The sequence below is a fragment of the Agreia sp. Leaf244 genome (assembly GCF_001422695.1).
Classification (GTDB): Bacteria; Actinomycetota; Actinomycetes; order Actinomycetales; family Microbacteriaceae; genus Agreia.
Genome location: NZ_LMLX01000005.1, coordinates 188,642 through 215,090, shown reverse-complemented (window position 1 = coordinate 215,090; position 26,449 = coordinate 188,642). Strand labels below are relative to the sequence as shown.

27 protein-coding genes are annotated in these 26,449 nt (G+C 68.2%); 5 read left to right on the top strand and 22 right to left on the bottom strand.

Annotated elements, in window-relative coordinates; translation table 11 throughout:
* Positions 1-5 precede the first annotated feature (5 nt).
* Positions 6-680: a Pr6Pr family membrane protein gene (locus ASF06_RS15305; RefSeq protein WP_055949023.1), complete on the top strand. Its 675-nt coding sequence runs from the start codon at positions 6-8 to the stop codon at positions 678-680.
* Here ASF06_RS15305 and ASF06_RS15300 read toward each other — a convergent pair.
* The 4 genes from ASF06_RS15300 to ASF06_RS15285 all read right to left on the bottom strand — a co-directional run bounded on the left by ASF06_RS15300 (position 656) and on the right by ASF06_RS15285 (position 4,872).
* Entirely contained in the window at positions 656-2,152 is a 1,497-nt protein-coding gene (locus tag ASF06_RS15300; RefSeq protein WP_055949020.1) for a flavin monoamine oxidase family protein, read from the bottom strand. The two genes, ASF06_RS15305 and ASF06_RS15300, sit on opposite strands and share 25 nt — an antisense overlap.
* A 28-nt stretch (positions 2,153-2,180) precedes the next feature.
* Complete coding sequence (locus ASF06_RS15295; protein WP_055949015.1) at positions 2,181-2,756, bottom strand: GDSL-type esterase/lipase family protein; 576 nt, start codon at positions 2,754-2,756, stop codon at positions 2,181-2,183.
* 45 nt (positions 2,757-2,801) lie between these two features.
* Positions 2,802-4,334, bottom strand: a complete 1,533-nt coding sequence (locus ASF06_RS15290; protein ID WP_055949012.1) for an SDR family oxidoreductase — start codon at positions 4,332-4,334, stop codon at positions 2,802-2,804.
* 61 nt (positions 4,335-4,395) lie between these two features.
* Positions 4,396-4,872 (bottom strand): SRPBCC family protein, encoded by a 477-nt coding sequence (locus tag ASF06_RS15285; RefSeq protein WP_055949009.1) that lies wholly within the window; start codon positions 4,870-4,872, stop codon positions 4,396-4,398.
* A gap of 82 nt (positions 4,873-4,954) precedes the next feature.
* Here ASF06_RS15285 and ASF06_RS15280 point away from each other — a divergent pair, with 82 nt between their 5' ends.
* On the top strand, positions 4,955-5,932 hold the full coding sequence (locus tag ASF06_RS15280) for an ROK family protein (protein ID WP_235501037.1): 978 nt from the start codon (positions 4,955-4,957) through the stop codon (positions 5,930-5,932).
* Positions 5,933-5,974: 42 nt separating this feature from the next.
* Here the strand turns inward: ASF06_RS15280 and ASF06_RS15275 are convergent, their stop codons facing one another.
* The 5 genes from ASF06_RS15275 to ASF06_RS15255 all read right to left on the bottom strand — a co-directional run bounded on the left by ASF06_RS15275 (position 5,975) and on the right by ASF06_RS15255 (position 9,421).
* Positions 5,975-6,904, bottom strand: a complete 930-nt coding sequence (locus tag ASF06_RS15275) for a bifunctional riboflavin kinase/FAD synthetase (RefSeq protein WP_055929285.1) — start codon at positions 6,902-6,904, stop codon at positions 5,975-5,977.
* Complete coding sequence (locus tag ASF06_RS15270; protein ID WP_055949007.1) at positions 6,901-7,350, bottom strand: hypothetical protein; 450 nt, start codon at positions 7,348-7,350, stop codon at positions 6,901-6,903. The genes ASF06_RS15275 and ASF06_RS15270 overlap by 4 nt, the downstream gene beginning before the upstream one ends.
* A 72-nt stretch (positions 7,351-7,422) precedes the next feature.
* The gene (locus ASF06_RS15265) at positions 7,423-7,791 is read right to left on the bottom strand and encodes a hypothetical protein (RefSeq protein ID WP_055929291.1); all 369 of its coding nucleotides are present in this window, start codon (positions 7,789-7,791) and stop codon (positions 7,423-7,425) included.
* Positions 7,788-8,756 carry a tRNA pseudouridine(55) synthase TruB gene (gene truB / locus ASF06_RS15260; RefSeq protein WP_082500994.1) on the bottom strand — a complete coding sequence of 323 codons (969 nt, stop codon included), beginning with the start codon at positions 8,754-8,756 and terminating at the stop codon, positions 7,788-7,790. Before truB ends, ASF06_RS15265 begins: the two co-directional genes overlap by 4 nt.
* Before the next feature lie 35 nt (positions 8,757-8,791).
* Complete coding sequence (locus ASF06_RS15255; RefSeq protein WP_055949003.1) at positions 8,792-9,421, bottom strand: hypothetical protein; 630 nt, start codon at positions 9,419-9,421, stop codon at positions 8,792-8,794.
* Between the two features lie 30 nt (positions 9,422-9,451).
* On the opposite strand from ASF06_RS15255, the gene ASF06_RS15250 reads away from it, so the two are divergent.
* From ASF06_RS15250 to ASF06_RS15240, 3 genes are read left to right on the top strand one after another with little or no spacing between them, the layout of a single operon-like run.
* A complete protein-coding gene (locus tag ASF06_RS15250) occupies positions 9,452-10,375 on the top strand; it encodes an A/G-specific adenine glycosylase (protein WP_082500993.1) in 924 nt (307 codons plus the stop codon).
* A 47-nt stretch (positions 10,376-10,422) separates the two neighbouring features.
* Positions 10,423-11,085, top strand: a complete 663-nt coding sequence (locus tag ASF06_RS15245) for a hypothetical protein (protein ID WP_055949000.1) — start codon at positions 10,423-10,425, stop codon at positions 11,083-11,085.
* 31 nt (positions 11,086-11,116) lie between these two features.
* On the top strand, positions 11,117-12,121 hold the full coding sequence (locus tag ASF06_RS15240) for a ketopantoate reductase family protein (protein ID WP_055948996.1): 1,005 nt from the start codon (positions 11,117-11,119) through the stop codon (positions 12,119-12,121).
* Here ASF06_RS15240 and rbfA read toward each other — a convergent pair.
* The 13 genes from rbfA to ispG all read right to left on the bottom strand — a co-directional run bounded on the left by rbfA (position 12,118) and on the right by ispG (position 26,405).
* The gene (rbfA, locus tag ASF06_RS15235; protein ID WP_055948993.1) at positions 12,118-12,609 is read right to left on the bottom strand and encodes a 30S ribosome-binding factor RbfA; all 492 of its coding nucleotides are present in this window, start codon (positions 12,607-12,609) and stop codon (positions 12,118-12,120) included. The genes ASF06_RS15240 and rbfA overlap by 4 nt on opposite strands.
* A 52-nt stretch (positions 12,610-12,661) precedes the next feature.
* The gene (gene infB, locus ASF06_RS15230) at positions 12,662-15,484 is read right to left on the bottom strand and encodes a translation initiation factor IF-2 (RefSeq protein ID WP_055948990.1); all 2,823 of its coding nucleotides are present in this window, start codon (positions 15,482-15,484) and stop codon (positions 12,662-12,664) included.
* Positions 15,485-15,574: 90 nt separating this feature from the next.
* Positions 15,575-15,892: a YlxR family protein gene (locus ASF06_RS19255; RefSeq protein WP_082500992.1), complete on the bottom strand. Its 318-nt coding sequence runs from the start codon at positions 15,890-15,892 to the stop codon at positions 15,575-15,577.
* Positions 15,893-15,932: 40 nt separating this feature from the next.
* The gene (gene nusA, locus ASF06_RS15225; RefSeq protein WP_055948987.1) at positions 15,933-16,952 is read right to left on the bottom strand and encodes a transcription termination factor NusA; all 1,020 of its coding nucleotides are present in this window, start codon (positions 16,950-16,952) and stop codon (positions 15,933-15,935) included.
* A 111-nt stretch (positions 16,953-17,063) separates the two neighbouring features.
* Positions 17,064-18,827 (bottom strand): proline--tRNA ligase, encoded by a 1,764-nt coding sequence (locus ASF06_RS15220; protein WP_055949717.1) that lies wholly within the window; start codon positions 18,825-18,827, stop codon positions 17,064-17,066.
* 45 nt (positions 18,828-18,872) lie between these two features.
* Positions 18,873-20,018 carry an LCP family protein gene (locus ASF06_RS15215; protein WP_055929310.1) on the bottom strand — a complete coding sequence of 382 codons (1,146 nt, stop codon included), beginning with the start codon at positions 20,016-20,018 and terminating at the stop codon, positions 18,873-18,875.
* Between the two features lie 227 nt (positions 20,019-20,245).
* Positions 20,246-20,953 carry a hypothetical protein gene (locus ASF06_RS15210; protein WP_055948984.1) on the bottom strand — a complete coding sequence of 236 codons (708 nt, stop codon included), beginning with the start codon at positions 20,951-20,953 and terminating at the stop codon, positions 20,246-20,248.
* Positions 20,950-21,957 (bottom strand): VWA domain-containing protein, encoded by a 1,008-nt coding sequence (locus ASF06_RS15205; protein WP_055948975.1) that lies wholly within the window; start codon positions 21,955-21,957, stop codon positions 20,950-20,952. The genes ASF06_RS15210 and ASF06_RS15205 overlap by 4 nt, the downstream gene beginning before the upstream one ends.
* The gene (locus ASF06_RS15200) at positions 21,954-22,934 is read right to left on the bottom strand and encodes a vWA domain-containing protein (RefSeq protein ID WP_055948971.1); all 981 of its coding nucleotides are present in this window, start codon (positions 22,932-22,934) and stop codon (positions 21,954-21,956) included. The genes ASF06_RS15205 and ASF06_RS15200 overlap by 4 nt, the downstream gene beginning before the upstream one ends.
* Positions 22,925-23,386, bottom strand: coding sequence for a hypothetical protein (locus ASF06_RS15195; RefSeq protein WP_055929322.1), 462 nt, complete (start codon positions 23,384-23,386; stop codon positions 22,925-22,927). Before ASF06_RS15195 ends, ASF06_RS15200 begins: the two co-directional genes overlap by 10 nt.
* A complete protein-coding gene (locus ASF06_RS15190; RefSeq protein ID WP_055948966.1) occupies positions 23,379-24,248 on the bottom strand; it encodes a DUF58 domain-containing protein in 870 nt (289 codons plus the stop codon). Before ASF06_RS15190 ends, ASF06_RS15195 begins: the two co-directional genes overlap by 8 nt.
* A gap of 4 nt (positions 24,249-24,252) precedes the next feature.
* Positions 24,253-25,248, bottom strand: a complete 996-nt coding sequence (locus ASF06_RS15185) for an AAA family ATPase (protein WP_055948963.1) — start codon at positions 25,246-25,248, stop codon at positions 24,253-24,255.
* Positions 25,245-26,405: a flavodoxin-dependent (E)-4-hydroxy-3-methylbut-2-enyl-diphosphate synthase gene (gene ispG / locus ASF06_RS15180; protein WP_200920394.1), complete on the bottom strand. Its 1,161-nt coding sequence runs from the start codon at positions 26,403-26,405 to the stop codon at positions 25,245-25,247. Before ispG ends, ASF06_RS15185 begins: the two co-directional genes overlap by 4 nt.
* Positions 26,406-26,449: the final 44 nt, after the last annotated feature.

The following is a 26,449-nucleotide window of genomic DNA, read 5'->3' as shown; positions in this document are numbered from 1 at the left end:
TCGGCGTGCGGCGTCGTACCGGGCCGTCCTCCGGCCAGAGCAGAGCGCGCACCGCCTTCGGGGTGGCGCGCGTCGTCGTGGCGATCGTGGGCATAGTCGCGCTCGTCGGCGACTACCAGTACATCCTCGGGTTCAGCAGTTTCTCCAAAGCCAACTACTTCGCCTACTTCACCAACCAGAGCAACGCCGCCGGAGTCGTGGTGATGTGCCTCGGGGCGTGGCTTTCGTTCAGGAGACCCGTCGACCCGGGCTGGCTCATGACGGCCCGGATGCTGACGGCCACCTTCACGATCATCTCCGGCATCGTCTTCGGACTCATCGTGAGCCAGGCCGGCGACTACAACTACCGGATCGTCGTTCCGTGGTCGAGCCAGCTTCTGCACTTCTGGATTCCGTCGTACGTCATCATCGACTGGATCTTCGCCCCGGGGCGGACTCCTATCGCCTGGAAGAAGATCTGGCTCGTGCTCATCTACCCGCTCGTGTGGGGAGGCTTCACCATGGTCCGTGGCGCCATCGTGGGCTGGTACCCCTACTTCTTCCTCGACCCGGGCCAGGTGTCGGGCCCCCTGGAATTCTCCGCCTACTCCGGCGCCATCCTGCTCGTCATCATGGGACTTGCCGCCGGTCTGATCGCACTCTCGAGGAGAGGCCGTCAGGGCGCGGGAAGGAAGGGCTGAAGGCTCGCCAGGGCGATCTCTCGAACGTCGTCGTCGCCCAACTCCGACAGGGCGACCGCGTCACTGCCCCCGATGAGACCGATCAGCACGGCGTCGCCCGTCAGGGGCATGAGGTTGATCCACTGCCGGATCAGGATCGAATCCGCGGCATCCGGCGACGGCGTCGGCGTGGCGGCGGGAGAGGACGCCTCGTCGGCACTGAACGGGGGCGAGTCGACCACGAGGCTCCAGAAGGCGGCCTCCTCGGTCCAGAACGGGGTGTCGTAGCGCAGCCAGACCTTCTCGACGGCTCCCGATCCGAGGGACGCGATCGCGGATCTGTGAGCGAACGGAAGCGGGGGGTCGAAGGTGATGGAGTCCGACTGCAGCACGCCGAGCGGCACCGTGACGATCACCCGGTCGACGCGGAGCGATTCGCCGGTGGCCATCTTCAGGCGAACCGCGTCGTCGTCGACCGACACCTCGCGAACCGGCGTCGACAGGGCCACGTCTGCTCCGTCGAGCAGCTCTGTCACAAGAGGGAGCGCCGAGCCCACGACGAAGGCGTCGCCGCCCTCACCCTGCGCCACATCGTCGAGCCCGTACCAGGTCGACAGCTGTGCCGCGTCTGCGCCGAGCACGGTGACGACCGTGCGGTCGACGTACTCCGCCACGCGGGACGCGGGGCTGACGCCGATCTCATCGGCGGTGCCGTCGACCGACGCACCGCCCGAGCCGGCGAGCGATGCGGTGAGGCTCGGGTCTCTGCTCTGCATCGCGCCCCAGGTCACGGCAGCGGCCAGCGCATCCGGTCCCACGGCATTGTCGGGCACGGCATCGGATGCCACGGTCAGCTGCACGCGCGACGTCGCGTCGACGGCAACGGTCACCACGTCGAGCTCGGCGAGCGAGTCGGTGAGGGTGGAGGAGTCGACGCCACGCACGAATGACGGGCCGAGGTCGACGACCACCGGCCAGTCTCCGGGCCCATGCGCATCCACCCTGCCGCCCACCCGGTCGCGGCCCTCGAACACCAGAACCTCGTAGCCCGCAGCGACGAGAGCCTTGGCGGCCGCAGCGCCCGCGAGGCCAGCGCCGATGATGCCGATGCGCTCGCCGTCGGATGCCGCCTGGAGCACGTCGGCGGCGGCCCGCGCGCCGGAACTCTGGGCACCGTTCAGGGTGCCGGGGAACTCCGTGCTGGTGGCCTCGCCGGCGAAGAAGATCCTGTCGGACACGCTTTCACCGAGCACCTCGCGGGCGTCGGGAGCCGACCCCGTGGGCAGGTAGCTTGTGCTGCCGAGCGAGAACGGGTCTGCCGCCCAGTTGGAGCGGATGAATCCGTTCGGACGGGGAACGGCGCCCGGCGTGGGCGTCGGCGTGCCCGCTGCCGTCGTGGGGATGGGCTTGGGCGGACCGACGCAGGCCGTCAGGGCGAGCACGGCGGCTCCCGTCGCCGCGCCCAGCAGAAAGGTGCGACGATCCACGGTCATTGCATCTGCTCCGGTATTCGGGCGCGCGTCACTTCGCGGAGAGGTCGGGCAGCCTGATCGGACGAGACATGGGAGGGAGGTCGTTCACCCTCTCGAACGCGGGGCGGAGCTCCGACAGCCAGACGTCGTATCCGGCCTCGTTGAGATGCAGCCGGTCATCGGTGTAGTCGGCCTTCAATTCGCCGTCGGCATCGGCCATCGCCGGCCACAGATCGAGATAGTGCACCCTCTGGGTTGCAGCGAACTGCCAGATGTGACGGTTGATCTCTCTGATGTTCTCTGCGTACTCGCGCCCACGGGGAAGGACGGACTGCAGCAGGATGCGTGCGTCCGGCAGCTCCTGGTGCAGGCGCACGAGGGCGCTCTCGATGTTGCGGACGATGCGCTCGATGCCGCGACGCTCCGCCAGGTCGTTCGTGCCGATAAGGAGCACGACCGTCTGCGGGTCGCTCTCGATCACTGCATCGAGTCTCTCGAGAAGCCCGTCGGTCGTCTCACCGTCGACTCCGAAGTTGCGGGCATCGACATCGGCGAACCACTCCTGCCAGGCTCCTGCTGCGGTAATGCTGTCTCCGACGAATGCGGTCACAGGCTTGTCAGTCATCGTGCCTCCGTAAGTGCTCTTCAGACATGATACGCGGCACCCCTTTCAGGGGGTGGGAACCACCTCCGGCGGAGACGACACTTCAGCGCCCCGATCACGGGTCGCCTTCTCCGCCGTCGCCGTGATGCGATTCGCCATGCCGTTGAAGATCACGCCGTGGAACGGGAGGATGGCGAACCAGTACAGACGACCTCCCAGACCGCGGGGAAAGAACACGGCGCGCTGGTCATAGACGGACCCACGCCCGTCGTCCGCGGCGGTGGCGCGCATCTCGAGCCAGGCGAGACCGGGAACCTTCATCTCCGCTCGAAGCCGCAAGAGCGACCCCCGCTCGATCGCCTCCACCCTCCAGAAATCGAGCGCGTCTCCGCTGTGCAGCTCCGTGGCACTGCGACGTCCGCGGCGCAGACCGACGCCGCCGACCAGCTTGTCCATCCAGCCCCGGGCGGCCCACGCGAGGGGGAACGAATACCACCCGTTGTCGCCCCCGATGCCCTCGATGACCTTCCAGAGCTCGGATGCGCTTGCGCCGCTCCTCCGCTGCTTGACATCGAGATAGACGGTGTGGCCGGCCCACTCCGGGTCCGAGGGCAGCGGGTCGCTCGCCGCGCCCCGCACGACGGCGTTCTGCCAGCTCGTCTCGACCTCGCCCGCCTTCATCTTGCCCAGCGCGAGACGAACGGCACGGCGGTACGAGGTGAGTCCCCCCTCGGGATCGGGGATCAGCTGCCGGATGTCTTCGTCGTGCGCCACGCAGTCGAACTGCAGCGAGGCGATGATGGGCACGGCGAGAGCACGAGGAATCGGCGTGACGAGGTTGACCCACTGCGACGCGAGCCACGGGGTCATCACCGGCAGCGCGGCGATCGGCCGTTGCTTCAGGCCCGCCTCGAGGGCGTATCCGTTCATCATCTGGCCGTACCGCAGCACATCCGGCCCGCCGATGTCGAACGCCCTGTTGACCTCGGATGGCACGGAGGCAGCGTGGACGAGGTAGTAGAGCACGTCGCGCACGGCGATGGGCTGGATACGGTTGCGCACCCAGCGCGGGGCCGGCATGTAGGGAAGCACGTCGGTCAGATGGCGCACCATCTCGAACGACGTCGACCCGGAGCCGATGATGACCCCGGCCTGCAGCGCGATCGTGGGCACGCCCGAGGCGAGCAGGATCTCGCCGACGCGCTTGCGGCTCTCCAGATGCTCCGACAGGCGGCCCTCCACGGGGTGCAGACCGCCGAGATAGACGATGCGCTTCACACCGGAGGCCTTCGCCGCGCGGGCGGTGTTCAGGGCTGCCCGTTCCTCCTGCTCCCGGAAGTGTCCGGGCCTGCCCATGGAGTGCACGAGGTAGTAGAGAACCTCGACGCCTTCGGTGGCCGCCGGCAGGGTCGACGCATCGTCGAGATCGCCCGTGGCGATCTCGACGTCTGAGGCCCAGGGAACGTCGGTGAGCTTGAGGGGGTCGCGCACCAGGACGCGCACGCGGAATCCGGCGTCGATGAGGCGGGGCACGAGCCTGCCCCCGACGTACCCCGTCGCGCCGGTGACGAGGACGAGGGGCAGAGCAGAGGAATCCATGTGCTCACGGTACGACCCGCCGGCGCGCACAGGCGAGGCATTGACACTCAGCCAATGACACTCAGCCGCCGGGGCTCCTGTTCCACTCGACGGGTCTGCCCCGCAGCAGCTGCCCCAGATCGACGAGCCTGGCCCGCCAGAATGCGCGCACCGTGCGCTGCTCGTCTGCGGTGAGAAAGGACTCGTGCCTCACTTGCACCACGCTCGAGGAGTCGCCCGCCGCGTCGGGAGCACCGTCGTGCGCAGTGACCGTGAACTCGAGGAGCGTGTGGGGTGCGAAGCTCACGAGCAGTCGACCGTCGGGAACGATCTCCTCGATCGTTCCGAACCAGTCGGCCTCGTGCGGTTCGTCCGTCGGCCACACGACGGAATACCCGCCGCCCACGCGCTCGTCGATCAGGAGATGCGCGAGCCAGCCGTCGGCGAGCACGGGGTCGACGAAGCAGTGCCAGACGATCGACGGAGCGAACGGGAGCACGACCGACTGATCGACGACACGGCGGGGCCTGGGGGCGGCTGCGGACGCGTCGAACACCATGCCCTCACGATATCCGGCCCTTCCGACAGCACCCGTGTCGGGCTTTCACCGCATGGCGGGCGAGGTGCCCTAGGCTGGTTCGGTGCCAGCAGAGAGCCTGAATCCGACCGCGTCGATCTCCGAGCCGACGGAGCGTTCCACGGGCGTCGTGCTCGCCGTCGACTTCGGCGGGACCAAGGTCGAGTCGGCGCTGGTCGACGAGAACGGAACTCTTCTCGAGGGCAGCCGCTTCAGGCATCCGACGGGCCGCGACCGTTCCGCCGATGAACTCGCAGAGGCCGTCTCCTCCGTGTGCAGGTCCTCGCTCCAGGCCCTGGATGAAGGGCTCACCATCCGCGGCATCGGAATCGGCGCCGCAGGGCCTATCGATCGCGAGAAGGGGCTCGTCTCCCCCGTCAACCTCCAGGTGTGGCGCGACTTTCCGCTGCGCGACACCGTCGCCGCGGTCGCCCGCGAGTTCGGGCACTCGGCCCCGGCCGTGCTCCGCCTCGACGGCCTCTGCATCACCCTGGCCGAGAACTGGGTGGGCGCCGGCCGTGGCCGCGACAACATGATGGGCATGATCGTGTCGACCGGTGTCGGCGGCGGCGTCATCTCCGGCGGCTCCGTCGTCGCCGGGTTCTCCGGCAACGCGGGCCACATCGGGCAGCTCGAGGTTCCCGGTTTCACCGACGTGGATGCCCCGTGCACGCTCGAGGAGATCGCCGCCGGTCCGCACACGGTCGCGTGGGCGCAGGCCCGTGGATTCGAGGGCGAGACCGGTGAGGACCTCGCCCGCGCCTACGCGGCGAAGGATCGCATCGCCGTGGCGGCCGTGACCCGCAGCGGAACGGCCATCGGGCGGGCGATCGCATCCGTCTCGACCCTGCTCGACCTCGAGGTCGTGGTGATCGGCGGCGGTTTCGCGCGCGTCTCCCCCGACCTGTTCGACATCATCCGCACGGCCATCGACCGCTACTCGCGCTTCGACTACGCACGCCGCGTCGAGGTGCTTCCCACCGGCCTCGACACCGACGGTCCACTGATCGGCGCCGCGGCCCTCGTGTACCGCTCGGTCTGACCGCACCCCGCCCCACTGCAACGGCCTCGACCTGTCGACAGGTCAGGCCAGAAGGCGCCTGACCTGCTGCACGTCGTCGTTCATCTGCGCGATGAGCGGCCCGACGCCGGTGTACTTGACCATGCCCCGGATGCGATGGGTGAACTCGACGTCGACGACGTGGTCGTAGAGGTCGATGTCCTGGTCGAGGACGAAGGCCTCGACCTGCTTCTGCGGAACGCCGGTGAAGGTGGGGTTGTTTCCCACCGAGATCGCCGCCCTGTAGCGCACACCCTGGTCGGTCAGCCATCCGGCGTAGACGCCGTCGGCCGGGATCAGCCCCTGCGACTCGGGCGACAGGTTGGCCGTGGGGAATCCCAGTTCGCGCCCACGGGCGGCACCGTGCACAACGACCCCCCGCACCGTGGGAGTGTGCTCGAGCAGGCCGGCGGCACCCTCGACATCGCCGTCGCGCAGCAGCTCCCTGATCCAGGTGGACGACACGCGGCGGTCGTCCTCCAGCCGCACGTCCTCGATCAGTTCGACGGTGAAGTCGTTGGCCTCGCCGAGGCGTCGGAGGGCGTCGACGTCGCCCGTGCCGCGCACGCCGAAGCGGAAGTCCCTGCCCACGAGCACGACCTTGGCGTGCAGGGCGTCGACGAGGATGCGGGAGACGAACTCCTCGGGTGTCTGGTCGGCGAACGGCCTGTCGAACGCCACGACCAGTGCCGCTTCGACTCCCGTCGACGACAGCAGTTCGAGCTTGCGCTCCGTGCCCACGAGAGTCGCGGGGCAACTGCCCGGCGCCAGCAGCTCGAGCGGGTGGCGGTCGAAGGTCACGACGACACTGCTGAGGTCGTTGCGTGCCGCCACGTCGAGGAGCTGCCGGATGACGGCCCGATGGCCGGCGTGCACCCCGTCGAACTTGCCTATCGTGACGGCTGAGCGCTCCCGGTCTATCGACACGGACTCGAGGTCGGTGAAGATCTTCACGACGCGGTGCCCTCCGGCTCACGGGACGGCCGGTGCGCCCTCAGCCAGAGCATGCCGAGCACCGGCAGCAGCAGGGGAATGAAGAGGTAGCCGTTGCCGAACCAGGACCACACCGACGGCCGGGCGAAGTACTCGGGGTGGGTGAGGCTCAGCGTTCCCACCACCAGCACGCCGACGAGCTCGAAGGTGATCGTCGTCCATGCGACCCGATACCACGCGCGGCCCGGCGCGATGAGGGCGACCGTCGCCACGATGTAGACGACGCTCGCGAGAGCCGAGAGCCAATAGGCGAGCGACACAGGCTCGGAGTCGCGGACGAGGCCGGCGATCTGCACGAACGATCTGCCCGTTGCTCCGAGGGCGAGGATGCCGTAGACCACGATGAGCACTCGTCCGACTCCCGAGGAGCGGCCTGTGCGTTGTGCGATTGTCTTGTCCTGTGCCATGGCCGATTCAGTTTACCGGTGCCGCGGCCCTGCCCGACGCGTCTGATGCGTCCGATGGGCCCAATACGCCGATCACGCGAGCTGCACGAACCAGATGACGTTCATGCGGTAGACCATCACGGCGATGGCGAGGCAGACGACGCCCAGCACCACCGTGCTCCACCGGCTGCGCTCGACGAGCGCCCAGAAGCCGCCGGCGATCGGCAGCAGCAGCGCCGAGACCAGATAGGTGTAGAACTCGAGCAGATCCCCGCTCGGCGGGTTGCCCACGGCCGGAGCCACGATCGCCACCACGAGCTGCACCACGAGCAGGAGTTCGACGAGGGCCGTCGCCCCGAGGGTGATGTCGTTGGGCGCGCGTTTGGCGAAGCCCAGCACAAGACACAGCACACCGGCGAGGACGGCGACGGCGACCTGCACCGTGGTGAACCACTCGATCATGCGTCGACCGGCTTGGTCTGGGGCTCGTCCGAGGGAAAATTGGCGAGGATCTTCGCGGTGCCGTGCGACACCGCCACCAGGCCCACCAATCTGCCGTCGGGCGCGATCGCGGCGACCGGGCCCGACGCATCCGGAACATCGCTCAACGCAAGCCTCTTGCCGTGCCCGAGGTCGATCGTCTGCTCCTCGCTCAGCCGCAGCGTCGGAAAGAGCTCCGACGCGGCCTGAGACGGCGAGTGCAGCGCGTCGGCAACGACTACGGTATCGAGGTGGGCCGCCGCCTCCACGGAGAACGGGCCGATGCGAGTGCGGCGCAGCGCGACCAGGTGCCCGCCCGAGTCGAGGGATGTGCCGAGGTCCCTCGCGAGGGCACGGATGTAGGTTCCCGAGGAGCAGACGACGCGCACCTCGAGGTCGACCACAGGGGCGCCGGACGCGCTCGTCGCGGATGTCCGCGAGAGCACCTCGAATTCGCTGACCGTCACGGGACGCGCCTTCAATTGCACGTCGACGCCCTCGCGAACGAGAGCGTAGGCGCGCTTGCCGTCGACCTTGATGGCGCTCACCGTACTGGGAACCTGCACGATGTCGCCCGTGAGCCGGCCGATCTGCATGTCGATCACGTCGTCATCCAGCGCGGCCACAATTCCGTCCGCGGCGGTCGAGATCACCTCGCCCTCCGCGTCGTCGGTCGTCGTCGCCTCGCCGAGCCGGATAGTGGCCAGGTACTCCTTGTCGAGGCCCACGACGAACGTCAGAAGACGCGTCGAGCTGTTGACGCCCAGCACGAGAAGTCCCGTTGCCATCGGATCCAGGGTGCCGGCGTGCCCGACCTTGCGGGTGCCCGCCAGACGGCGGGTGGCGGAGACCACGTCGTGGCTCGTCATGCCGCCCGGCTTGTCGACGAGCAGGATGCCGCTGCGGGTAGACGGCTCGGCTCGGGGGCGGGTGAACGGATCTGGCACTCGACAAGCCTAGACGCAGCGTCGGGGCCCACCGCTCAGCAGCTGTCGGCGAAGACCCGACGCGGGAGGTCGGGGTTCGTGGTGTCGACGATGGCCGTGGCCGTGAAGCGGGGCTCGGCCACGCCGGCGTAGTGGTCGAGCGCCTCGTCGAGAACGACATCGCGCGATCGCTGCGGCGTCTCGAGATAGATCGTGTAGTTGAACGTGCCCCGCATCTCCCGCCGCGCGAGGAACGGACCGGCGACGACGAGGATCGCGTCGGGCGGCGCCGTTCGCCAGACCGGCTCGATGCTGCGGGATGCCGCCTCGTCGAAGGCTGCCACGACGAAGCCGGTGCTGCCGCCCAGCCGGAAGGGGTCGATGAGGACCCGCCTGAAGGTCGCGTAGTCGTAACGCTGCTCGTAGTACTCGGACGCGGTCTGACGGGCCCCGACCAGATCGGTTCGCGGTGTCACGAAATCGTCGATCGACGCGAACACGGATGCGTGCCCCGCCCGCACCAGGGCGGCCACCAGTTCGCGACCGAACTCCGTCGAACCGACAGCCCCGTCGACGGCGACGACGGCTCGGCCCCGCCCGTAGTTGTGGGCGATCTCCGAGGCCTGGGCGTCGAAGAAACTGCGGAGCGCTGCGGAGTCTGCGGAGTCTGCGGAGTCTGTGGACACGCCGCGATTCTACCGAACTAGGCTGTCACGGTGACCCCGAACGCCTGTCCCGACGCCACAACCGAGGCGGAGTGCACGACGAGTGATTATGCGCGAGCGCTTATCGAGTGGTTCGACGCATCTGCCCGCGATCTTCCGTGGCGCGCTCCCGACTTCGGGGCCTGGGGCATCCTGGTCAGTGAATTCATGCTGCAGCAGACACCCGTGACAAGGGTCGTTCCGCGCCTGGCCGAGTGGCTCGAGCGCTGGCCGACACCCGCGGCCCTCGCCGCCGACTCCCCCGGTGAGGCCGTGCGCGCCTGGCAGTCGCTCGGATACCCGCGGCGCGCCCTGTGGCTGCACGCCTGCGCCGTCGCGATCACCGAGACGCACGGCGGCGTGGTTCCGTCCGACGTCGCGGCACTGCGGGCGCTTCCGGGCATCGGCGATTACACATCGAGAGCCGTGGCCGTCTTCGCGTACGGCGACAGGCATCCGGTCGTCGACACGAATACCCGCCGCGTCATCGCCCGCTCGATCGAAGGACGCGACAATGCGGGCCCGCCGAGCGCGCGGCGCGATCTCGAGGCCATGGAGCGCCTGCTGCCCCACGACGAGCACGACGCCCGTCGATTCAACGCGGCCATCATGGAGCTCGGCGCCGTGGTGTGCACGGCGCGCCGACCGGACTGCGACATCTGCCCCGTACGCTCCTCCTGCGCGTGGCTTCAAGCAGGTTTCCCCGAGACGGGTGGGCCGAAGAAGAGGGTGCAGAAGAGATTCGAGGGCTCCGACCGCCAGGTGCGCGGTCTGGTCCTCGCGCTCCTTCGCGCGAGCGACGGCGCCCACGGCGTACCCGTCGGCGCAGTGGATGCGGTCTGGCACGACGGCGTGCAGCTCGAGCGGGCCATCGACGGGCTCGTCCGCGACGGCCTTCTCGCTCGCACACCCGATGGCTTCGCCCTGCCGTCGTGAGCGGCCGTATGCTGGCCACCAGGTCGATCGACGAAAGCGGTAACACAGTGAGAACTCTCCTTGGCGTTTCGGTCACCCTTCTCGCGGTGGTGCTGACCGGATGCGCGGGGGCACCGTCGAACGGCCAGGCGACGACACCCCCGCCCTCGGCAGCAACCCCCACGTCGAGCGCCGAACCCGCCGTTCCCGAGACCACGCCCCCGGTTCCCGAGTCGGCCGCATACGCGATCCCGACCGACTGCGCCTCGCTCATCGCCTCCACGCCCTTCACGTCCACGTTCGGAAGTTGGCCGTTGAACGACCCTGCCGTGGTCGGAAGCCCGGATGGGCCGTACTACACGCCGTCCGGCTCCATCTCGCCGACCCCCGCACCGAGCGGTGCCACTCTGCTCGAGGCGATGCTGTCTGCGACCCAGCTCCGATGCGTGTGGAGAGAACCGCAGGCCGACATCACGAACCTGTCGGTCGAGATCGGCGAGGTCGATCCCGCCATTTCGGCCGCCTACCTGCAGTCGCTGCCGGCCGAGGGGTTCAGCTGCACCCAGGATGATTCCGCCGAGACGTGTGAGAAGTTCGAGACGGAGAGCAAGTACAACGTCGAGGTCGGTCAGACCGTGCTCGTGCGCGACGGCGTGTTCATCCGCGTGAACCAGGCCAATGTCTCGACGCCACAGCTGATGGACACCCTCGTCACTGATGTGTGGGGCTAGGCCGGTGCACCCCAGCGCCTAGGCTGGCCGTATGCGAATCGCCGTGATCGGGGCCGGTGCGATCGGAGGCACCATCGCGGCTCTCCTCGACCGCGCCGGGCACGACCTCACCATCACCGCACGGGGCGACCAGCTCGAGGTGATCCGGGCATCCGGCCTGCAGATCTCGGGTGGCTGGGGCGATCACACAGCGCGCCCCCGCGCATCCGCCGTGCTCGACGAGGCACCGGAGATGGCATTCGTGTGCACGAAGGCGCAGGATGCGGCCGCCGCCATCTCGGCGAACGCCTCCCGGCTCGCCGGAGTGCCTGTGGTCATCGTGCAGAACGGTCTCGACGGCGTGCGGATCGCCGAGGATCTGCTGCCCGGCTCTCCCGTCGTCGGCGCGATCGCCCTGTACGCGGCCAGCTACCTCCGCGCCGGGCATGTGGATGTCACGGCCCCCGGTCCCACGTTCGTCGGCGTCGACGACCCGGCGAGACAGGGCGTCGCCCGCGAGGTCGAGGCGGTGCTCGGCTCTGCCATGCCGACGCGGCTGGTGCGCGACTTCCGAGGTGCGCAGTGGTCGAAGCTGATCGTCAACCAGGTCAACGCGATGCCCGCCATCACGGGCCTCTCCGCCCAGGTGACCCTGCGGCATCCGGTTCTCGGCGCGATCGTGGCCGCGAGCATGCGGGAGGCGGTGCGCATCGGACTCGCGTCGCACGTGCGCTTCGCTTCACTTCAGGGTCTCAGCCAGCCCCTGCTGCGCGCGTTCTCGATTGCGCCGATCCCGATCGCGCGTACTCTTGGGCGCGTGATGGCGAGGCGCATGGGCGACGCGCCCAATCCCGGATCGACTCTCCAGAGCATCCGCCGCGGGCAACCGACCGAGATCGACTTCCTCAATGGCGCCGTGGTGCGCGCCGCGCACGCCGCAGGAATGTCGGCTCCGCTCAACGAGACGCTGACCGAGCTGGTGCACCGGGTAGAGAAAAGCGGCGACTTCCTCGAAGTCGAGGAAGTCGCCGCCGTGTTCCGTGAACTGCTGAGCTAGTGACGGGGAGCCGTCACCGGCTCATCGTCTTCGTCGTCGCCGTCGAACTCGTCGTCATCGTCGTCGAGCTGTCGGGGCTTCACATACGGGTCTGCGTCGCCGGCGAATTTCGCCTCGCGGGCGAGCCGGAGCGTTTCAGCATCACGCTGTTGCGCCTCGGCCAGCAGGCCGTCGATCAGCTGGGCGTTCTCGGGGATGCCATCCGGAATGAACTCCAGACTCGGGGTGAGGCGGGCGGTGATGTTCTTGCCCACCTCGCTCCGCAGCATGCCCGTGGCCGACTTCAGAGCGGCCGCACTGTCTGCGCGCTCCTCGTCTGAGCCGTACACCGTGTAGAAGACCGATGCGTGCTGCAGGTCTCCCGTCACCTTCACGTCAGTGATGGTGACGAAGCCCAGGCGGGGGTCTTTCAACCCCCGCTCGAGCGTCTTCGCCACGATGACCTGGATTCGCTCCGCCATTTTTCTGGCGCGGGCGGGATCAGCCATGGTGCTTTCCGTTCTCTTGTCGGAAGCCGACGCTAATCTTTGTCCGTGAGGACTAGACGCGCGGCTTCTCCTTCATCTCGATGGTCTCGATCTCGTCGCCGATCTGGATGTCGTTGAACTTGCCGAGACCGATACCGGCCTCGAAGTCCGTACGAACCTCGGTGACGTCGTCCTTGAAGCGACGCAGCGACTCGATGGCCAGGTTGTCGCCGACCACGACGCCGTCGCGGATGACCCGCGCCTTGGCGTTCCTCGTGATGGTTCCCGAGCGCACGATGACACCGGCGATGTTTCCGAACTTGGAGGAACGGAACACCTCGCGGATCTCCGCAACACCCGACTGGACCTCTTCGAACTCGGGCTTGAGCATGCCCTTGAGCGAGTTCTCGATGTCTTCGAGCGCGGAGTAGATGACCGAGTAGAAACGAACGTCGACGCCCTCACGAGCGGCGCGCTCGCGCGCCTTCGTGTCGGGTCGAACGTTGAATCCGATGATGATCGCGTTGTCGACCGTTGCCAGGTTGACGTCGGACTCGGTGACGGCACCCACACCACGGTGGATGATGCGCAGCTGCACCGAATCGTCGACCTCGATCTTGAGCAGCGACTCCTCGAGTGCCTCGACGGCACCGGAGACGTCACCCTTGATGATGAGGTTGAGCGACTCGACCTTGCCCTCTTCGAGTGCACGGGTGAAGTCCTCGAGCGAGATGCGCTTGCGGCTCTTGGCGAGCAGGGCGTTGCGCTCGACGGCCTCGCGCTTCTCGGCGATCTGCCGAGCGGTGCGGTCGTCTTCGGTGACCAGGAAGGTGTCGCCGGCGCGGGGCACCGTCGAGAGTCCCTGCACCTGCACGGGGCGGGCGGGCGTGGCCTCGGTGACGATGTTTCCATCCTCATCGTGCATGGCCCGGACCTTGCCGTAGGCGGTTCCGGCGACGATCGGGTCGCCGACGCGCAGCGTTCCCGACTGGATGAGCACGGTTGCGACAGCACCACGGCCCTTGTCGAGCTTCGCCTCGATGGCGACGCCGCGGGCATCCTTGTTGGGGTTGGCCCGCATGTCGAGTCCGGCGTCTGCGGTCAGCAGCACGGCGTCGAGGAGTTCCTTGATGCCGATGTTGTTGAGCGCCGACACGTCGACGAACATCACGTCTCCGCCGTACTCCTCGGCGACAAGGCCGAATTCGGTGAGCTGCTGGCGCACCTTGGCGGGGTTCGCGCCGACCTTGTCGACCTTGTTCACCGCGACCACGATCGGCACGTTCGCCGCCTGGGCGTGGTTCAGCGCCTCGACCGTCTGCGGCATGATGCCGTCGTCGGCCGCGACCACCAGGATGGCGATGTCGGTGACCTGCGCACCACGGGCGCGCATGGCGGTGAACGCCTCGTGGCCCGGGGTGTCGATGAAGGTGATCTTGCGATCGATGCCCTCGTGCTCGGCAGAGACCTGGTAGGCACCGATGTGCTGGGTGATGCCACCGGCCTCGCCGGCGACCACGTTGGCACTGCGGATGGCGTCGAGGAGCCTGGTCTTACCGTGGTCGACGTGGCCCATGACGGTGACGACCGGCGGACGGATCTCGAGATCCTCGTCGGTCTCGTCTTCGAGCTCCTGGTCGATGTCGATGTCGAAGCCGCTCAGCAGCTCGCGATCCTCGTCCTCCGGGGAGACCATCTGGATCTTGTAGCCGAGCTCTTCTCCGAGGATGTCGAAGGTCGCCTCGTCGAGGGACTCCGTGGCCGTCGCCATCTCACCGAGGTGGAACAGCACGGTCACGAGGTTTCCGGGGCTCGCGTCGATCTTGTCGGCGAAGTCGGTGATCGATGCGCCGCGGCGCAGTCGCACCACAGTCGAGCCGTCACCACGGGGAACGCTGACGCCTCCGAGCGACGGGGCTTCCCGCAGCTCGAATTCTGCCCGCTTCGTGCGCTTCGACTTACGTGCCTTGGCACGACCGCCGCCGCGACCGAATGCTCCGGCCGTGCCGCCACCGGGGCCACGACCGCGGCCGCCACCACCCGCGGGACGGGGAGCACCGAAACCGGGAGTCGCTCCGGGAGCGCCGCCGGGACGCTGGAAGCCGCCGCCCGCGGGACGGGCGCCGCCCGCGCCACCGGGACGGAATCCGCCGCCGGCGCCTGCGGGACGCTGTCCGAATCCGCCGGGACGTGCACCCTGGCCTGCGCCGCCGGGACGCGGAGCGCCCGGACGAGGTGCACCGGGACGGGGAGCCGCCGGACGCGGGATGGCGCCGGTCGAGCCGCCGCCGGTACCCGCTCGGGGTGCCGGGGTGGTGCCCATGCCCTGCTGGCTGGCGAAGGGGTTGTTGCCGGGGCGCGGGGCACCCGGACGCTGCATTCCCTGCTGGCTGGCGAAGGGGTTGTTGCCGGGACGCGGGGCACCCGGACGGGGCGCACCTCCGGCGGGTGCGGTCTCACCCGTGGAGACGGGGGCCGCGGGCTGGCTGGTCTCGACCGTGGGAGCGGGGGTCGGAGCTGCGGCGGGAGTCTCTGCCGGAGCCGCCGGAGCCGCCGGGGAGGCGGCTGGCGCGGGGGCGGCGGGGGTCTCCACGACCGGTGCGGCCGGGGTCGGCGCTGCCGGAGCGGCGGGACGAGCGGGACCGGGCGTCGCCGTCGTGCGTGCTCCACCGGGGCGGGCCGGCGACGGGGCGGCCTTGGCCGGGGCGGGCGTCGGCGTCGCGCTACCGGCACCGTCGGCGAGAAGGGCTTCCTTCAGGCGACGGGCGACGGGCGGTTCGATGCTCGACGAGGGGCCCTTGACGAACTGACCCATTTCTTTCAGCTTCGCGAGGGCGATCTTGCTGTCGACGCCGAGTTCGGCGGCGACTTCGTGTACGCGTGGTTTTGCAGCCACAATTCTCCTGTCTGGGATCCGCTCCCAAACAGGGGCAGACCATTAGTTGTGCGCGGGGCTCATTTGGAGCCGCTCATTAGTTGTCACTCATTAGTTGGTCACGATGTACGTTTCAGCCTGTTCTGTAGAAACTGAATGTCTGCGGATTGATGGATGAATCGTCTCCCGCTCGAGGAATTCGAGAACAGGAGACGTGTCGAGCGCCGTCGTGACGCGCAACGCCCGGCCGAAGGCCTTGCGTGTTCGCGCTGTGTCGACGCACTCGATGCGGGGATGCACCCACGCGCCCCGGCCGGGCAGAACGGCCGTCTCATCGACGACCACGACTGGAATCCGGGCGACGACCCTCAGAAGTGAGGATCGATCGGCACGCGCGCGGCAACCGACGCACGTTCTTACGGGTTCCATACTACACCTCCCCCGAATCGATCCCTGTGATGACGCGGCCTCAGGCCTCGTCCATCACCGAATCGGGCTGGATGTCGATCTTGGCACCCGTGAGCTTCGCGGCGAGCCTGGCGTTCTGGCCCTCCTTGCCGATGGCGAGGGAGAGCTGGTAGTCGGGAACCAGGGCCCGAACGGCCTTCAACGATTCGTCGATGACGAACGCACTCGACACCTTGGCGGGAGACAGGGCATTCGCGACGAACGTCGGCAAGTCGGTCGAGAAGTCGACGATGTCGATCTTCTCGTTGCCCAGCTCGCTCGTGACGGCTCGCACCCGCTGGCCCAGTTCGCCGATGCACGCGCCCTTGGCGTTGATGCCGGGCTCGGTCGCACGCACGGCGATCTTGGTGCGGTGGCCCGCCTCTCTGGCGAGAGAGACGATCTCGACGGCGCCCGACGCGATCTCGGGAACCTCGAGGGCGAAGAGCTTGCGCACCAGCGAGGGGTGCGTGCGCGACACGGTGATCGACGGGCCCTTGGTGCCCTTCGACACGCTCGTGACGTAGACCCGGATGCGCGAGCCGTGCGAGTAGTCCTCGCCCGGCACCTGCTCCTCGGGAGGCAGGATGGCCTCGATGGTGCCGAGGTCGACGTGGATCATGCGCGGGTTGGGGCCCTGCTGGATGATGCCGGCCACGATGTCGCCCTCGCGGCCCTTGAACTCGCCGAGAACGGCGTCGTCGGCGATGTCGCGAAGACGCTGGTTGATGACCTGCTTGGCGGCGAACGCACCGATGCGGCCGAAGTCGCTCGGGCTGTCTTCGCTCTCGCCGATGACCGCGCCCTCGTCGTCGACCTCGGGCACGTAGATGCTGACGTGTCCGCTCTTGCGATCGAGGTGCACCCGCGCGGTCTTGGCCACGGGCGCCGGGGTGTCCTTCGGCGCGTCGACCGGCAGAACCGGCGTCGTGTGCTTGATGTAGGCGGTCAGGATCGCCTGTTCGATGATCTCCACCAGTTCGTCGAACGGGATCTCCCGCTCGCGCTCCAAGAGCCTGAGCACGCTGAGGTCGATGTCCATAACCCGGCCTCCTTCTTCTGTATTAAGTTCGTGGTCCCCCGACGCGGATGGCGTCGGGTCCAACAGACCAATTTACCCGACGGATCGACTCCGCGGTACCGCCCGGAGGAATCAGCGGAGTCGGGAGACCAGCTCCGTGACCGCCACCTCGGTGCGCTCACCCGATGCGCGGTCCCACAGCTCGACGACGCCGTCGACGGCGCCCCGGCCGACGATCACGATCGTCGGTACGCCGAGCAGTTCGGCGTCGCCGAACTTGACCCCGGGCGAGACCTTGGGCCGGTCGTCGTAGAGAACGTCAAGGCCGGATGCCTCGATCGCCTCGACGATCGTCTCGGCGGTCTCGTAGACGGCCGCGTCGCGCCCGGTGGCGACGACGTGCACGTCGAAGGGGGCGACGGCCTTGGGCCAGATAAGACCCTTGGAGTCGTTGTTGAGCTCGGCGATGATGGCCAGGATGCGCGTGACGCCGATGCCGTAGGAGCCCATCGTCACGGTCGCGAGCTTGCCGTTCTCGTCCTGAACCTTCAGGCCGAGTGCCTCCGCGTACTTGCGTCCGAGCTGGAACACGTGGCCGATCTCCATGCCGCGTGCGAGCTCGACGGGTCCGGAGCCGTCGGGTGCCTCATCGCCGGCCAGCACCTGGGCGACCTCGATCGTGCCGTCCGACGAGAAGTCGCGTCCGGCCACGAGACCGAAGACGTGACGCCCATGCTGGTTCGAGCCCGTGATCCAGCCGCTGCCGTCGGAGACGCGGGGGTCGAGCAGATACCGGATGCCGGTGCTGCCGGTCGTGCCCAGCACGGGCCCGTCGACAGACCACGGTCCGATGTAGCCCTTGACGAGGCCGGGGTTCGCGACGAAGTCCTTCTCGATGGCGGCTTCGACCTCGGCGGGTGCGAAGGCCACCTCGGCGCGCTTGAGGTCGACCTCGCGGTCACCGGGAAGACCGACGACGACGAGCTCGCGGCTGCCGTCGAGGTTACGCAGGGCGAGGACGACGTTCTTCAGCGTGTCTGCGGCGGTCCAGGAGCGGCCGTCGGGGCGGGGGTGGTTAGCGTTCGCGACGTCGACGAGAGTCTGGATCGTGGGGGTGTCGGGGGTGTCGTGCACATCGGGAGGAGTGAGGCCGTCGTAGGAACGGGGTGCGGGAGGCGTGGTGGTGAACGCCTCGACGTTCGCCGCGTAGCCGCCGGCGCTGCGAACGAAGGTGTCCTCGCCGATGGGCGTGGGGTGCAGGAACTCCTCGCTCTTCGAGCCGCCCATCGCCCCGGCGTCGGCCTTCACGATCACGTACTCGAGGCCGAGCCTCGTGAAGATGCGCTCGTATGCCGCGCGCTGGGCCTGGTAGGAGGCCTCGAGCCCCTCGTCGGTGACGTCGAACGAGTAGGCGTCCTTCATGGTGAACTCGCGCCCGCGCAGCAGGCCCGCGCGCGGACGAGCCTCGTCGCGGTACTTGTCCTGGATCTGGTAGATCGACAGCGGCAGATCCTTGTAGCTGTTCACCAGGTCTTTGACGAGGAGAGTGAAGACCTCTTCGTGCGTCGGGGCCAGAACGTAGCCGGCCTCGTGCCGGTCGTTGAGTCGGAACATGCCGTCGCCGTACTCGGTGTAGCGACCCGTGACCTCGTAGGGCTCCTTGGGAAGCAGCGCGGGAAAATGCACCTCGTGCGCGCCGGCGGCGGTCATCTCCTCGCGGATGATGTTCTCGATGCGCGCCTTGACCCGCAGGCCGATGGGCAGCCAGGCGAAGATGCCCGGCGCCTGCCTGCGGATGTAGCCGCCGCGCACGAGAAGGCGATGGCTGGCGACCTCCGCATCGGAGGGATCTTCGCGGAGGGTACGGAGGAAATAGTTGCTGAGGCGAACTGACACGCCCACCAGTCTATTGACCGACGCGGCGTAGACCCGCCAGCGGGGCTAGTTGCCCACCGAGCAGGTGACCTCGGCCGCCGTCTGACCCGTGAAGGAGTCGGGCAGAACGGTGGCTCCCCCGGCATCCGGTGTCGCCGTGGCAGCAGGATCGGCTGCCGGGTCGGCCGCAGGATCCGTCGCCGGATCGGTGGCCGGGACATCGTCGGTGCCGTCGGCCGATGTCGCCGAGTCGGCCGTCGCGACCTGGCTGAGGTCGAGCGGCGTGTCGTTCGCCAGGGCGAGGTTCAGGATCTCGGAGTCGGCCTCGTTCACCACGACCCGGTTGGGATCGTCGGGATCTCCGGCGACCGGATACCGCAGGAACGCGACCTTGTCGAGCTGCACGCCCTGCAGGGCCTTCGCAATCGAGACCATGGAGTCGACGGAGGCGAGCTGCGTCGAGAACTGCATGTTCGTCAGTGCAGAACGCGCGATGCCGTAGAGCGTGACCGGGTTGGTGAGCGTGTCGCTCGAGAGCAGCTTGCGCACGAGCGCCGACAGGTACACCTGCTGCGAGCTGATGCGGGCGAGGTCGCTGCCGTCTCCGACGCCTTCGCGGGTGCGCAGGAAGGCCAGGGCCTCGGTTCCCGACAGCGTGTGCACGCCCGCGCTGAGCGACAGCTGGCTGTAGGGATCGTTGATGGCCTGGGAGACGCACACGTCGACTCCCCCGACGACGCTCGTCATGGCGGCGACCCCGTCGAAGGCGATCACGCCCGCGTAGGGGATTGTGAGGCCGGTGATCTGCTCGACGGCCGACACCACACAGGGAAGCCCTCCCTTGCCGAGGGCGGTGTTCAGCTGCTGGTAGTCCTGGGCGGGCTTGACCTCGCCGTCGCCCTGGTCGGTGCACTCTGGCATGTCGATCATGGTGTCGCGCGGGAAGCTGATGACGCTGACGTTCTGGTGATCCTGGCTGATGTGCATCAGCATGGTGACGTCGTTGCGGGCGCCGTCGGTGTCGTCGCCCGGGGTGGCCAGCTGATCGATGCGGGTGTCGCTGCCCACGATCAGCACGTTGACTCCACCCTCGATCGCTCCCACGTCGACGAGTTGCTGCACGTCGTCTTCATTGCCGAGATCGACCGTATTCGCCTGCACCTCTGAGGCGAGGCTGTTCACGGCGATGGCCGCGATGGAGACCGTGCTCACGACGCCGACGACGGCGACGATCGCGACGAGCCGGATGACAGTCCAGAAGCTGGAGCGGTTGCCGAGGCGGCCGTGTCGCGGAGTGATGGATGAGGAGGAGCGTAACGAGCTGATGAGAATCGGATTCCTGTGTCGGGCCCCGGAGGGAGGTCGGCAAGATTCCCGAAACTAGCGAGTGAACTTCGGAATTCCCTGTGTTCGCGGCGTAAGACCGCCCTGCACGTCGATCACCAGGGCTTGTCGACGTAGTCCGGACTGCTCGGGGTGCGCTCCGCGGTCTGCTGGTCGCTGCGGTCCTGCCCGGCGTCGCGGAGCTTCTCCTCGAGCTGCTCCACGGTGGCGTCGCTCGGGGTTCCGTCGTCGGACGGCTGGTCGTCGCCGGTGTCGGACTCTTCGTCAGAGGGCTCCTCGAGCGCCTCCTTCTTGTCTGTGAGCCGCTGCTCCGAGTCCGACAGCTCGTCGTCGGTGCCGTCCTCCCCGTTCTCCGGCGGCCGGGTGCACGACTCGTCCGCCTCGTCGATGACCTCGAGCGCCTGGTCGTAGAACGCGGATGCCTCGTCTCGCTCGGTCGGATCGGCCGCGATCACCGCGTCGCCCTGCCGCTCGAGCACGAGCGAGAGGTTCACCCGCACGGGGCACTGGTCTGCGGGAGCGGCCATGCCGAGCGCCCGCTCGAACTCGGCCTGCGCATCCGCATCGAGGCCCTGGCCGGCGAGCCCGTCGCCGACGGCGAAGTGGGCCTTCCACGGCTCGATGACGTTGAGCACGGTCAACCACCGGGCCGACGATGTCGCGGAGACGTAGTCCTCCCGCTCGTATGCTGCGGCAACCTGCCCCGACACGAGCACAACGCCGATCAGCTTCACGGCCACCACCGTGGCGATCACCGTCGCGGGCAGGGCGATCAGGCCGGCCTTGGTGCGTCTGCGCATCATGCCCCGCTCCCCTGTCGATCCGCAGCCGCACGGATCTCGCGAAGCCGGCGCAGCACCACGACGGCCTCGGCTGCGACCAGCAGCACGAGTGCCGCGGCGGGAATCCAGTACAGCTCGATGACGCCGCCCCCGGACGGATCGGAGTCGGAGCGGATCGACGACGCGCTGGCGTCGGCGCGCGGCGCACCCCCGGGAGCAGTCCGATGCGCGTACTCGACGCCCAGCTGGTCGGCGATGGCGCGCAGGTTCTGCTCGTCGATCACCGATCGTGCCGGCGAACCCGAATCGTCGGTCACATACCCGTCGTCGCTCTTGTCGTCGTCGTAGTACCCCGTCTGCTCTCGCATGGCGCCGCCGGCGTCGGTGCCGTAACCGAACACGTATCCGCCGCTCACGAACTGCGCCGAGTCCTCGAAGCTCTCCACCGGGGCCGACGAGGTCTGCTCGCCGTCGCCGAAGTAGTACACGATGCGGGAGCGGTCGGGCTCCGCCTGTTCGGCCCTTTCGAGGGTCGAGGCGAGCAGGTCGTTGGCCTGCGAGATGCTGCTTCCCGTCGAGTAGATGGTGATCTCGGGGGCAAGGACCTCGGATGCGTTCGCGATCGCGGTCGCGTCGGAGGTGAGCGGAACACGCACGATCGCCGAGCTGTCGAACGACAGGAGTGCGAACTTCGCTCCCGGGTAGGCCTCGACGAGGTCGACGATGTCGGACCTCACCCCGTCGAGTCGCGGGTCGGAGCCGTCGTAGTCCTCGGCCACGATGCTCGTCGTCGTGTCGACGACGAAGAAGACGTCGACATCGGTCGTCGCCTCGACACCGCCGCCGCCCGAGACTCCGGGGCGCAGGGCGACCAACAGCAGGAGGACGACCATCGCGGCCCGAAGCGACCACGAGAGTCGGCGGCTGCGGTTGCCTCGCGACACGAGCTGCCACACCACGAATCCCAGGAGAACGACGAACACGGCGACGACGAGGGGTAATGGGAAGGCGGGAGAGAGGGTCACAGCCTGGCCCTCCAGACGACGACAAGCAGTGCCCCGAGAAGCACGATGGCGAGAATCGTGAAGATGACCGGCTGATCCGTCACGAGCAGTTGAGGTTCGTCGTCGACCAGGGCCGCCTCCGTCGCCTCGATGCTGTCGACGATGGCGGGCACCGTGTCGGCCGAGTCGAGCACGAAGTAGTCGCCGTCTGTCGAGTCGACGACCCGCTGGAACTCGGCGGAATCCTCCGAGTCGCCCGGGTTCGAGACGCTCGGATCGATGCCGTACACCCGCACATCGCGGGACTTCGCGAATGCACCCGCCTCGTCGAGGGTCATGATGGGGATGCCGTTGATATCGTTGTCGGTCGCCAGAACCACCGAACGGGAGCGCTCCTCGTCGGTTCTGTCGAAAGTGAGCACGCACGAGGCGAGGCCGTCACCGATGAGCGACGCCCCCTCTCCGGTGAGCGTTCCGCCGAACGCGTCGCTGAACGTGCCGGTGCCGTCGAGGCTCGATCGCACCGCCTCGAGCTGCTCGGCGATGTAGTCGTAGTCGTCGGTCAGCGGAAACACCTGGGCGGCAGAGGAGTTGAAGATGACGAGCGCCAGACGCTCCCCCTCGAAACCCTCGGAGAGCTCGGTGAACCGAGCGAGCACATCGATGTCGACATCGGTCATCGATCCCGACACGTCGAGGCAGAGCACCACGTCTCGGGTGAACGTGGCCGGCTTCTCCGTCGAGGTCACGATGGGTCGGGCCGCGAGCACCGCCGCCGTCGCGCCCAGGAGGGAGACCAGCACGATCGCCGTGATCGTGAGGGCACGCATCCTCGACACGGCCGCGATGAAGCCCGGGAGCCGGGTCAGGCGACCCGTGTGCGCGACCGGAACGGCGGCATCCGATGGTCGCCGACGACGCGCCAGTCGCGACGCGACGACGACCGCCACGACAACGGGGATGAGCCCGATGAGGATCCAGGCATTGGCTAGGCCCACGATTCGATCACCTGCCTCGCCCGCACGACGGAGGAGGAGATGTCGGTGCGGTCCTCCGGCTCGAATGCCGCCGGGTAGTACTCGGCGACCGCCGTGGTGACCGTCGGCAGCGACACGGACTGCAGTTCGGTGAGCGTCATCACCGGGGCGTCGATGCCGCTGACGGCCCGTCCGAAGTCACGCACCACGGCACTGAGCCGGTGGTGGGCACGCCGAGCCGACAGGGTGCCCGCCGCGAACTCCGCCTCGATGGCGCTGATTCTCGCGTGGTGATCCGCCTTGATTCCGGCGAGACCGCCCGGCCGCATCGGAGCGGGCGACGTCGCGGGCCGACGACGGCGCAGCAGGGCGATGAGCAGGATCGTGACGACGACAAGCACCAGCAGGACGATGCCGACGACGAGAAGGCCGCCGCCGTAGCCGATGGGGGGAATGAGTTCGGTATCAGGCACGGGACCGCGCCTTCAACAGATGCAGAAGAGACGGGACGACGTCGTCGACCCGGCCGATGCGGCGGTGCGAGACGCCGAGATCGTCGAACATCGCCTGCCGTGCACGGATCTCGTCGTCTATCGAGCGGGTGAGCTCGGCGGTGAGCCGCCGATCAGCGCGAAGGGCCTCGGGGATTCTCCAGCCGTCGTCGACGGCTGCGGCGCCCGCGTATCTCAGAGGGTCGATGTCGCCGACGGTGACCCAGACCAGTTCGTGCTGGGCGCGCAGCCGCCGCACGACCCTGGTCTGCTCCGGCCCGAGCACGGTGTCGTCGGTGATCACGACGACGATCGCCCGCCGACGAACCGTGCGCGCGACGAGCCCCAGCGCACGATCGATGTCGCTCGGCGGGGCGTCGAGGCCGTGCGCCGCGTCGATCGCCCGCAGCACCCGCTCGAGGTGGTTCTCGCTCGATCGGGCGGGAAGCCGGATCGTGCGCTCGGAGTCTCCGGACAGCAGCGAGACCTCGTCGCCGTGCCTCACGGCGAGGTAGCCGAGCACGCCCACGATGGTGAGGGCCACCTCGCTCTTCGCCTCGCCGTCTGCCGCCCTGGCCGCCATATTGCGCCCGGTGTCGAGCACGAAGTGCACGGTCTGACGGCGGAGAGCCGTGTAGCGCCTGACCAGGGTCGAACCGTGCCTGGCTGTGGCCTTCCAGTCGATGTCGCGCACCTCGTCGCCAGCCACGTAGCTGCGCAGATCTTCGAAGTCCATGCTGCGCCCTGTGACGAGCGAGCCGTATTCACCGTCGAGCAGATGCAGCGCCTTGCGGTGCGCGTGGATGAACATCCGCGACTTGATTCGCACGAGCAGACCGTCCATCGGGTCAGGGCGTATGGACGGACGCGAAGACCGCGTCGATGACGGCCTCGGGACGCACACCCTCCGCGTCGGCCTCGAAGTTCAGAATGACGCGGTGCCGCAGCACGGCATGCCGGATGGCCTTGACGTCGTCGGGCACCACGTGGGCCCGGCCCGACAGCAGGGCCAGCGCACGGGCGGCCTGCATGAACGCGATCGTTCCCCGCGGGCTCGCCCCGTACTCGACGTAGCCCGCCAGCTCCTCGCCGATGTAGTTGAGCGGATTGCGCGTCACGTAGACGATCGACACGATGTAGTTGCGGATTGCGTCGTCGACGTAGACACGGGACGCTGCGTCCTGCAGGAAGAGCACGTCGTCGAGCGACACGGACCCCTCGTGCTGGCTCGAGGCGTCGAAGACTCCGGCGTCGAGGCGGCGCAGCACCTCGAGCTCCTCCTCCATCGTCGGATAGTCGATGATCTCTTTGAGCAGGAACCGGTCCATCTGGGCCTCGGGCAGCTGGTAGGTGCCCTCCTGCTCGATCGGGTTCTGCGTCGCCATCACCAGGAACGGCTCCGGCAGGGGATGCACGGTGCCGCCGATGGTGGTCTGGCGCTCCTGCATCGCCTCGAGCATGGCGCTCTGCGTCTTCGCGCTCGAACGATTGACCTCGTCGAGCAGCACGAAGTTGGAGTGCACCGGGCCCAGCTGGGTCTCGAAGGTGCTGGTGCGCGCGTCGAACACCTGCGTGCCCGTGATGTCGCTGGGCAGCAGGTCGGGGGTGCACTGGATGCGCGTGAACTGGGCGTGGATCGCCCGGGCCAGCGTCGTCGCCGCGGTGGTCTTCGCGAGCCCGGGAACGCTCTCGAGCAGCACGTGGCCGCCGGCGACGAGGGCGACGAGCAGGGCGCGGCGCAAGGTCACCTGACCGACGACGGTGGCCGAATACGACGATTCGATGGCGTGCACCACGGTGCCCGCCCGCTCCATCTCGGCCGGAGTGAGAGGCTCGTGCCTCATCGGGCTCCGACGGTCACGACGGGGCTGCCTGTCGACGTGTCGGCCGGCGGCATCTCGGCCGCGAGCCGGTTCGCCTCCGCGATCAGCGTGGACACGATCTCGGACTCGGGCACGGTCTTGACGACCTCTCCCTTGACGAAGATCTGACCCTTTCCGTTACCGGATGCGACGCCCAGGTCGGCGTCGCGGGCCTCGCCCGGTCCGTTGACGACGCATCCCATCACGGCGACGCGCAGGGGCACGGTCATGCCCTCGAGACCGTCGGTGACGTCGTTGGCGAGCTTGTAGACGTCGACCTGAGCGCGTCCGCAGCTGGGGCACGACACGATCTCGAGCTTGCGCTCGCGCAGGTTCAGCGACTGCAGGATCTGCAGGCCGACCTTGATCTCCTGCGCGGGCGGTGCCGACAGGGACACGCGGATGGTGTCTCCGATGCCCTCGGAGAGAAGGATGCCGAACGCTGTGGCGCTCTTGATGGTGCCCTGGAACTCGGGGCCCGCCTCGGTGACTCCGAGGTGCAGCGGCCAGTCGCCGCGCTCGGCGAGCAGGCGGTAGGCCTTGACCATGATGATCGGGTCGTTGTGCTTGACCGAGATCTTGAAGTCGTGGAAGTCGTGCTCCTCGAAGAGGCTGGCCTCCCAGACGGCGCTCTCGACGAGGGCCTCCGGCGTGGCCTTTCCGTACTTCTGCAGAAGCGAGGGCTCGAGCGACCCGGCGTTGACGCCGATGCGGATGGAGACGCCCGCGGCCTTGGCCGCCGCGGCGATCTTGCCGACCTGGTCGTCGAATTTTCGGATGTTCCCGGGGTTCACCCGAACAGCAGCGCAGCCCGCATCGATGGCGGCGTACACGTAGTTGGGCTGGAAGTGGATGTCGGCGATGACCGGGATCTGGCTCTTCTTCGCGATGATCGGCAGAGCCTCCGCATCGTCGCGGCTCGGCACGGCCACGCGCACGATGTCGCATCCCGACGCGGTGAGCTCGGCGATCTGCTGGAGAGTCGCGTTGATGTTCGGAGTCGGGGTGGTGGTCATCGACTGGACGCTGATGGGAGCGTCACCGCCTACGAGAACCTTGCCGACTTTGATCTGACGGGACTTGCGCCGAGGTGCGAGGGTCTCAGGCACTTTCGGCATTCCCAGATTGATAGCAGCCACGTCATCCAGTGTAGGCGTCACCCGAACGGCCCGAGCCTGCCTCG